Consider the following 8228-nt stretch of genomic DNA (forward strand, 5'->3'; position numbering starts at 1 on the left):
GGGGGCTGTCGCGTCCGCGCACCGGCCGCCGCGAGCCCATGCTGGCGTTGCGCGCCCGCGGCGGGCGGCGGGGGCCGTCGGGGGGCGGCTCGGCGATCGGCGCCAGGGCTGCCTCGCGCAGCCGCTTCGGCGCGTCGAGGCCGAGCTGGTCGCGCAGCACCTTGGCGTTCACTTCCTCGACCGCGCCCCGTGGCAGCACGCCGAGCTGGAAGGGGCCGTAGGCGGTACGGATCAGGCGTGTCACCTCGAGGCCGAGATGCGCCAGCACGCGGCGGACCTCGCGGTTCTTGCCCTCGCGGATCGAGACCGTCAGCCAGGAATTGGTGCCTTGGCGGGCGTCGAGGCCGGCCTCGATCGGCCCGTACTGCACGCCGTCGATCGTGACGCCACGGGCGAGCGCGGCGAGCGCCTTCTCATCCACCCTTCCGTGCACGCGCGCGCGATAGCGGCGCAGCCAGCCGTTCGACGGCAGTTCGAGCTTGCGGGCCAGCTCGCCGTCATTGGTCAGCAGCAGCAGGCCCTCGCTGGTCAGGTCGAGCCGGCCGACCGAGACCAGGCGCGGCAGGCCGGGCGGCAATTTCTCGAACACCGTCGGGCGGCCTTCCGGGTCGCGATGCGTCGTCACCAGGCCCGCGGGCTTGTGGTAGCGGAACAGGCGCGTGCGCTCGGGCGCGGCGACCGGCTTGCCGTCCACCGTCACGTGGTCGCCCGGCGTGATGAAGGTCGCCGGCGTCTCGACCACCTTGCCGCCGAGCTTCACGCGGCCCTCGGCGATCATCTTCTCCGCGTCGCGGCGTGAGGCGACGCCGGCGCGCGCGAGCCACTTCGCGATGCGCTCGCCGCGCTTGTCGTCGGGGGTGTCGTCCTCGGGGGTGTCGGTCACCGGCAGGCCTCGATGAAGGCGGCGAAGATCGCCGGGTCGCGCGGATCCACCGCGTATTCGGGGTGCCACTGCACGCCGAGGGCGAAGCGGTGGCCAGGGTGCTCCAGGCCTTCCACCACGCCATCGGGCGCGAGGGCGTTGACGACCGCGCCGTTGCCGGGCGTGGCGACCGCCTGGTGGTGGGCGGAATTCACCGCCATGCGCGGGGCGCCCACGATGCGCGAGAGCAACGTGCCCGCGGCGATCGTCACTTCATGCCCCGGCTCGGTGCGCGGGTTGGGCTGTTCGTGGGGCAGGGCGCCGGCGACCTCGTCGGGGATGTGCTGGATCAGCGTGCCGCCGAAGGCGACGGCGAGAAGCTGCTGCCCGCCGCAGATGCCAAGGACGGGCTTGTCCCGCCGCAGCGCCGCGCGCGTCGCGGCCAGTTCGAAATCCGTCCGGCCGGGCTTGAGCGTCACCTTCGGATGCGGCGCGCCGCCGCCCCAAAGGGCGGGATCCACGTCGAAGGCGCCGCCCGTCACCAGCAGGCCGTCGATCTCGTCGAGGTAGGTCTCGGCGAGGTCCGGATGGTGCGGCAGAGCAACCGGCAGCCCGCCCGCGGCGATGACGGCGGAGAAGTAGTTCTGCCGCAGGGCATACCAGGGCAGCTTCGACCAGCCGCCGGCCGGTTCCGAATCGAGGGTGATGCCGATGAGGGGACGCGCGCGCATGGGACTCTCGTAGCCATGGCGGGATGCGCGGAGCAAGCGAGAGGACTGGCGCCTGCCTCCGCGCAATGCAAATGATCCTCACATGACCCGGTTCGGCGAACGGCGCGGCTATCACCACGGCAACCTGCGCGAGGCATTGCTGGAGGCGGCGGTGGACCTGATCGGCCGGCGCGGGCCGGACGGGTTCACGGTGGCCGAGGCGGCACGGCTTGCCGGCGTTTCCCCCGGCGCTCCCTACCGCCATTTCCGCGACGCCGAGGCGCTGCTCGCCGAGGTCGCGCTGCGCGGCTTCGAACGTTTCGCCGATGCCCTGGCCCGCGCCTGGAACGAAGGCCGGCCGGACCCGGTCACGGCTTATGAGGCGCTCGGCCGCGCCTATCTCGATTTCGCCAGGCGCGAGCCCGCCTACTACGCCGCGATGTTCGAGACGCGGCTGGCGCAGGACGCGCATCCCGGCCTGCTCGTCGCCGGCGACCGCGCCTTCGGCGTGCTGCGGGAGGCGACGGAACGGCTGATCTCCGGCCTCCCGGAAGGCAAGCGCCCGCCCGCGCTGATGGTCGCGCTGCATGTGTGGTCCATGAGCCACGGCATCGCATCCCTGTTCTGCCGGCCGGACCGGTCGCGGCGGAAACTGCCCATGGCGCCGGAGGAACTGCTGGAGGCGGGGCTGCTCATCTACATGCAGAGCCTGGGCCTCGCCGGGGGCCGCTGAAGGATCGCCCGACCGCGATCGCTTTTTTCTTGACCCGGACCGGTACGATCGTGAATGTAAATGTCACTTGCATTCACATGAGGAGAGCAATGTCTGCCACCGCTTCCCCCCAGGCCTACGGCTACCCGCCTCGCCGAGAGGCCGGGTGGCACGGCGCCCCCTTCAGCCATGGCCCCTGCGCCGGCTGGACCCCGTGGAACGTGCCGAAGCCGCTGCTGATCGCGGCCATGGTGCTCGGCTTCATCCTGTTCTGGCCGATCGGCCTGGCGATCCTGTTCTTCATGATCGGCAGCGGGCGGATCGGGCGGCGCTGGGCCCGCCGCTACGGCATCGGCCCTGGCGACGGCGCGCCGATGGGCGAGGGCGGCTGGGGCCGCTGGTGCCGCGACGAACAGCCTTCCTCGGGCAACGCCGCCTTTGACGAATACCGCGTCGAGGCGCTCCGCCGGCTCGAGGAGGAACAGAAGGACTTCGCCGCCTTCCTCGAACGCCTGCGCTTCGCCAAGGACCGCGCGGAGTTCGAGCAGTTCATGTCCGACCGCCGCGCCCGCCCGCCCCAGGACGAACGCAGCAACTGACGACAGCCGGGGAGGGCGCCGCCCTCCCCGGAACCGCTCCCCGGGGCCCCGGGCGTCGCGCCCCTTGGCGTTGCACCTGGGTTCCGAGGGCCGAAAGGCCCTCGGAACCCATCACCCGGCGCGCTACACCGCGCCCCGGATGACCCACGACCAGGACTTCGAGATCTTCCTCGCCACCGCCCCGGGCCTCGAACCCGTGCTGGCCGAGGAAGTCCGCCTCAAGGGCTTCAAGCGCCCCGCCACCGTCCCCGGCGGCGTCACCACCCGCGGCCGCTGGCCCGAGATCTGGCGCGCCAACCTCTGGATCCGCGGCGCCACCCGCATCCTCGCGCGCATCGACGCCTTCCACGTCACCCATCTCGCTCACCTCGACACCCGCGCCCGCCGCATCCCCTGGGCCGACACGCTGCGCCCCGACACCCCCTTCCGGGTCGAGGCCACCTGCACGAAATCCCGCATCTGGCACTCCGGCGCCGCCGCCGAGCGCATCGCCACCGCCATCCGCGAAACCCTCGGCGCCCCCCACGACCCCGACGCCGAGGTCACGGTCATGGCCCGCATCGACCACGACCTCTGCACCATCAGCATCGACACCTCGGGCGAGCCCCTCCACAAGCGCGGCTTCAAGGAGGAGGTGAACGCCGCCCCCCTACGCGAGACGCTGGCCGCCCTCTTCCTGCGCCAATGCGGCTTCGACGGCACCGAGCCCGTGGTCGACCCCATGTGCGGCTCCGGCACCTTCATCATCGAGGCCGCCGAGATCGCCGCCCGCCTCAACCCCGGCCGCGCCCGCCACTTCGCCTTCGAACGCCTCGCGACCTTCGACGCCGCGGCGTGGCAGCAGATGCGCGAGCCCAAAGTCCGTCGCACCCCGCCCGCCCGCTTCCACGGATCCGACCGCGACGCCGGCGCGATCGCGATGAGCCGCGCCAACGCCGAACGCGCTGGCGTTTCCGACATCACCGAATTCCGCCAATGCGCGATCAGCGAGGCCCGTCCGCCCGAAGGCCCGCCGGGGCTGCTGATCGTCAATCCGCCCTACGGCACCCGCATGGGGGAGGCGAAGTCCCTCATCCCCCTCTACCAGGCCCTCGGCCGGACGCTGACGACGCACTTCAAGGGCTGGCGCATCGGCCTGGTGACGGCCGACCCGAAGCTGGCCCATGCCACCGGCCTGCCCTTCCTGCCACCGGGGCCGCCGGTCCCGCACGGCGGGCTGCGGGTGACGCTGTTCCGGACTGCGGCGTTGGCCTGAATGCGACGGGGGCGGGGAGGGCTCTGCCGTCCCGGAACTATGGCGTGACTGGAACGGGGAGGGCTCTGCCCTCCCCGGAACCCCACCCGCCGAGGGCCGAAAGGCCCTCGGAACCCATCACCAGGCGGAAGGGCCAGGCACGCGGCCGGCGCAATGGTCACGCCACCACGCCGCCGACATACTTGGCCCGGAATGCCCGAAGCCCAGACGCCGAGCGCCGAGAATCCAGCCGCCATCCCGCTCCAGGCCGCGCTCGGCCTGATCGCCCTGGTCGTGGTCTGGGGCCTCTCCATCCCCCTCACCAAGCTCGCCCTGGCCGAAACGGGCCCGCTCACCCTCACCGCACTGCGCTACGTTGCGGCCGTGATCTGCTTCGCCGGAGTGCTCGCGGGGCGCCCGGTCCCTCCGCCCCGCGCACTGCTGCGCATGGCCCTCCTCGGCGCCCTCGGCATCGGCATCGGGCAGGTCGCACAGGCACTGGGCGTCGAACGCGCCAACGCCTCCGTCGCAACCATCATCTCGGCCCTGATCCCGCTCCTCGTCGTGGTGTTCGCGGTCATTCGCCTGCGCCAGCGCATCCGCCCGGCGCATGTCCTCGGCCTGCTCCTCGCGATCCTCGGCGTTGCGCTCGTCGCCGGCGGCGGGCCGGAAGCCGCCTCAGGCTTCGGCTTCACCGGGGAGGCCCTGGTCCTCCTCTCCGCCATCAGCATCGCGCTGTCCTACGTGATGCTGGCCGAACTCACGGTCGCCCATGGCGCCGCCGTCGTCTCGGCCTGGAGCTCCCTTGCCGGCCTCCTCCTGCTCCTGCCCGCGGCCGGCTGGGAACTCTCGGCGGGCCCGCGCTGGCCAGGCCCCACCGGGATCGCAGTGGTGATCTACCTCGGTGCTTTCGTGAGCGCGGCGGGATTGTGGCTCTGGCTCTACCTGCTGCGCGTGCTGCCGGCTCGGATCGCCGCTGGCGCGCAGTATTTCCAGCCTTTGGTTGGCGTCGGCGCCTCGGCCTGGCTCTTCGGCGACGTCCTTGGCCTGCCCTTCGCCATCGGCACGGGCCTCATCCTTGGCGGGGTGATGCTGACCACCCTCCCCATGAAGCGCTGAACCCGCCGTCTCCGGCGCCACCGACCCGGGCACGCCGTCGCGGGCGGGCGGGGAGGGGCGCCATCCCTCCCCGGAACCCCGCCCGACCGAGGGCCGAAGCGCTCTCCAAACATTAAAATTCGACTTCCTGCGTATCGAAGTTCCATCGATCCGGGTTCTGGTCGGCGATCGAAGAGTCAGATTACCGGAAGAGACCCTTGCCCTTGACGGTGCCTCTGCAGCCGTCGCCAGACATCGGCGTCGCGGTTGTAGAAATCCGGGCGAAACTGCACCGTTCCATCGGCATCCACGAAGGCGGTCTGGTAGGCCACAAAGACCGGCACCGGCGTCGGCAGGGTGTCTCGGGTGGTGCTGCCCATCGCGATCTTCCGGTCGATCGAATCGATCGGCTGATGCATCAGCAGCGCGGCAAGTTCGCGGGGATTCTGCACCCGGATGCAGCCACGGCTCATGCGGCGATTGTCGCGGCTGAAGAGAAACCGATCCGGCGTATCGTGCAGGTAGACGTCGAAGCGGTTCGGCATGTCGAACAGGACGTACCCGAGCCCCGCGCTGGGCCCCGGCAATTGCTCCACCTCGCCATTGGCCCGCATGACCATGTTGTTTCGCGCCAGGTAATCCGGGTCGCGGCTGATCTTCGGCAGGATCTCCGCCGCAACGATGTCCCTGGGGACGACCCATGGAGGGTTGAAGAAACTCGCCTCGATCAGGGCGCGGAATTCCGGGCTCTGGTTGCGCTCGGCATTGTCGCCAACGACGACCCGCGTGGAGAAGGCCGGCCGGTCGGCGCGATACAGCAGCAGTTGCTGGTCGGGGACGTTGACCCAGACGCGGTCCGCCGGCAGCGGCCGCGGCAGCCAGCGTTGGCGCTCCAGGTTCACCTCGATGGTGCGCAAGCGGTTCGCAGCGGCCCTACCGCCGGCCGGGGCGGCGGAGCCTTGCCCCCTCATGGCCTGGCGCAGCGCCCGGTAGGTCGGCGTCGTCGGCGCCAGCGCCTCGATCACGGCCGCCGGATCCGGGCTTCGGATGGCCGCATCGAGCGCAGCAGCCACATCGATCGGCTGAGGCGACAGGGCCTCGAAATCCTTCCGGCGCTCGGCCGGCACGGCGCCGTGGGCCAGCGCACCCGCATAGGACAAGAAGGCGTCCGTCAGCAGCAGCTCGCGGCGAAGCGGTGGAAATGTCCCTTTGCGCCGCAGCAGGCTCGCGTGAAACAGCTCGGGGTCCAGACCATGATCGCCGGCGCGCAGCACGGCGTTCACCAGCGCATCCGCCTGCCCTTGCCGGGTCGCCCATACCGGCTTGAAGCCGTGCCGCGCGTAGAAGTGCCGCAGCGACCCGGCATTCAGCGGTTCGCCGGCGACGACCAACCCGGGCGTGCCGCCGATCAGCTTGCCGAGTTCGGTTTCCGCATGCAGCGCCGCCACGGGGAGCGCCTCGGACTCCGGGCTCGCGCTGCACGCGCCAAGCCCGCAGGCTGCGGCGAGAGCCATCGCGCCGCCCGAAAGCGCGCTGCGTCGGGACAGCTGCGCCCCATCGGGCGTCGCTGCCTCCTGCCGATCAAGCCCGACCTCGCATCGCGGCGCGCGCACCAGTCCCACTCCTCGATCCTTGCCGACCCATGCAACTGGACGTTTGACTTCCTCCCAAGAATTGTCCTTCACTTATTCGCTGTCCATGAGCCATTCGATGAGGAGGATACCGATGGTCGCCGCTTCCAAGAAGTTGGCTCGCTACGGGCTGTTCCGTCGGTCGGCGATGCTCGCCGTCCTGGCTCCGGTGCTGTTCCTCGCGGCATGCGCGCAGGAGCGGCCCCCGCCCCCGGCGCCGGTCCAGGCGGCCCCGCCGCCGGCTCCGGTTCCGGCCGTACGGGGCTAGCCGTCAGGGCGCGGTAAGGCGCTTCCTGCCGTCGCCCTCGGCTCCCATCGATCTGCGGAAAGGCTGAAGGCGCCGGCGGCGCGCTTCAGCGCAGGTTCGGCTGGTGCGTTGGGCTGGTGATGGCCGAACTCGCCCACGCCACCGGGCTGTTCTTTCCACTGCCGCGCAGGCGCACCCGCCTGGCCAACCGCCACCGGGTGCGCGGGGCCACCCGCCCGGCGCACCCCGCGGTCCCCCTCGCGCCGCCACCGGCCCGCTTGCGCCCGCCCGCAGCGCCTGCGAATCCCTCCCCATGACCCCCATCGAGCGCGCCCTCCGCGAAGCCGAAGCCGCCGCCATGCGCGGAGAGGTCCCGGTCGGCGCCGTCGTCACCGATGAATCCGGCACCATCCTCGCCGCCGCCGGCAATGAGGTCGAAGCCCGCTGCGACCCCACCGCCCACGCCGAGATCCTCGCGCTCCGCGAAGCCGCCCGCCGCCTCGGCTCCCCCCGCCTGCCCAACTGCACGCTGACGGTGACGCTGGAACCCTGCCCGATGTGCGCCCAGGCGGCGTCCTTCTTCCGCGTGAAGCGCATCGTCTTCGGCGCCTATGACCCCAAGGGCGGCGGCGTGGACCACGGCGCGCGGATCTTCGCCGCGCCCTCCTGCCACCACGTCCCGGAAGTCGTCGGCGGCGTCCGCGAATCCGACTGCGCGGCCCTGCTGCGCGGCTTCTTCGCCGACCGGCGTTGACCTCGTCCGGCATATGCCCGTTCATCGCCGCGGAGAATCGACGGAGCGGAGCCCATGCGCGAGGTGAACGGCAACGAACTTCTCGAAGGCAGCGACCACGAATTCGTCGTCAACCTCTACACCGTGATCCTCAACCGCTGGCCGGACGAGGAAGGCTACCGCCACCACCTCGAGAAGGTGGAGAACCGCGCCGACATCCGCGGCCAGGTGATCCGCGACGTGGCGAACAGCCAGGAGGCCCGCTCCCTCGGCGTCATCCTGCGCTTCGCGGAGGACGAGCCCCCAGCCCCTGCCGCGACGCCGGCCGCCGCGCCTGCCCGCGCCCCGACGGTCGCCGCGCCTGCCGGCGCGTTTCCAGCCCCCGCGCCTGCCGGCGCGATG

General features: G+C 71.6%; 9 protein-coding genes. 6 read left to right on the forward strand and 3 right to left on the reverse strand.

The genetic code is table 11. The features are described from left to right. Together GXW76_RS24135 and GXW76_RS24140 are read right to left on the reverse strand one after the other, a co-directional pair. The coding region (locus tag GXW76_RS24135; protein WP_338151032.1) for a pseudouridine synthase at positions 1-883 on the reverse strand (883 nt) is incomplete at its 3' end. Then, on the reverse strand, positions 880-1593 hold the full coding sequence (locus GXW76_RS24140) for a gamma-glutamyl-gamma-aminobutyrate hydrolase family protein (protein WP_211864699.1): 714 nt from the start codon (positions 1591-1593) through the stop codon (positions 880-882). The genes GXW76_RS24140 and GXW76_RS24135, both read right to left, overlap by 4 nt. 82 nt (positions 1594-1675) lie before the next feature. Between GXW76_RS24140 and GXW76_RS24145 the strand changes: the two genes are divergently transcribed. The 4 genes from GXW76_RS24145 to GXW76_RS24160 all read left to right on the forward strand — a co-directional run bounded on the left by GXW76_RS24145 (position 1676) and on the right by GXW76_RS24160 (position 5236). Then, the gene (locus GXW76_RS24145; protein WP_211864700.1) at positions 1676-2305 is read left to right on the forward strand and encodes a TetR/AcrR family transcriptional regulator; all 630 of its coding nucleotides are present in this window, start codon (positions 1676-1678) and stop codon (positions 2303-2305) included. An 89-nt stretch (positions 2306-2394) separates the two neighbouring features. Further along, on the forward strand, positions 2395-2883 hold the full coding sequence (locus tag GXW76_RS24150) for a DUF2852 domain-containing protein (RefSeq protein WP_211864701.1): 489 nt from the start codon (positions 2395-2397) through the stop codon (positions 2881-2883). A gap of 139 nt (positions 2884-3022) precedes the next feature. Continuing rightward, positions 3023-4138 (forward strand): THUMP domain-containing class I SAM-dependent RNA methyltransferase, encoded by a 1116-nt coding sequence (locus GXW76_RS24155; RefSeq protein ID WP_211864702.1) that lies wholly within the window; start codon positions 3023-3025, stop codon positions 4136-4138. Between the two features lie 192 nt (positions 4139-4330). Then, positions 4331-5236: a DMT family transporter gene (locus GXW76_RS24160; protein WP_211864703.1), complete on the forward strand. Its 906-nt coding sequence runs from the start codon at positions 4331-4333 to the stop codon at positions 5234-5236. A 176-nt stretch (positions 5237-5412) separates the two neighbouring features. On the opposite strand, the gene GXW76_RS24165 is transcribed toward GXW76_RS24160, so the two are convergent. Beyond that, on the reverse strand, positions 5413-6837 hold the full coding sequence (locus GXW76_RS24165; protein WP_211864704.1) for a L,D-transpeptidase scaffold domain-containing protein: 1425 nt from the start codon (positions 6835-6837) through the stop codon (positions 5413-5415). Positions 6838-7406: 569 nt separating this feature from the next. On the opposite strand from GXW76_RS24165, the gene GXW76_RS24170 reads away from it, so the two are divergent. Together GXW76_RS24170 and GXW76_RS24175 are read left to right on the forward strand one after the other, a co-directional pair. Then, positions 7407-7847, forward strand: a complete 441-nt coding sequence (locus GXW76_RS24170) for a nucleoside deaminase (RefSeq protein WP_211864705.1) — start codon at positions 7407-7409, stop codon at positions 7845-7847. Between the two features lie 54 nt (positions 7848-7901). After that, a partial coding sequence (locus GXW76_RS24175) for a DUF4214 domain-containing protein (protein ID WP_211864706.1) occupies positions 7902-8228 on the forward strand: 327 nt, incomplete at its 3' end.

It is taken from the genome of Neoroseomonas soli (genome assembly GCF_018129065.1).
Classification (GTDB): domain Bacteria; phylum Pseudomonadota; class Alphaproteobacteria; order Acetobacterales; family Acetobacteraceae; genus Neoroseomonas; species Neoroseomonas soli.

Excerpts from the sequence above, each read along its gene's own strand:
- GXW76_RS24140 (WP_211864699.1), bottom strand. The coding sequence starts at position 1,593 with ATGCGCGCGCGTCCCCTCATCGGCATCACCCTCGATTCGGAACCGGCC.
- GXW76_RS24145 (WP_211864700.1), top strand. The coding sequence starts at position 1,676 with ATGACCCGGTTCGGCGAACGGCGCGGCTATCACCACGGCAACCTGCGC.
- GXW76_RS24150 (WP_211864701.1), top strand. The coding sequence starts at position 2,395 with ATGTCTGCCACCGCTTCCCCCCAGGCCTACGGCTACCCGCCTCGCCGA.
- GXW76_RS24155 (WP_211864702.1), top strand. The coding sequence starts at position 3,023 with ATGACCCACGACCAGGACTTCGAGATCTTCCTCGCCACCGCCCCGGGC.
- GXW76_RS24160 (WP_211864703.1), top strand. The coding sequence starts at position 4,331 with ATGCCCGAAGCCCAGACGCCGAGCGCCGAGAATCCAGCCGCCATCCCG.
- GXW76_RS24170 (WP_211864705.1), top strand. The coding sequence starts at position 7,407 with ATGACCCCCATCGAGCGCGCCCTCCGCGAAGCCGAAGCCGCCGCCATG.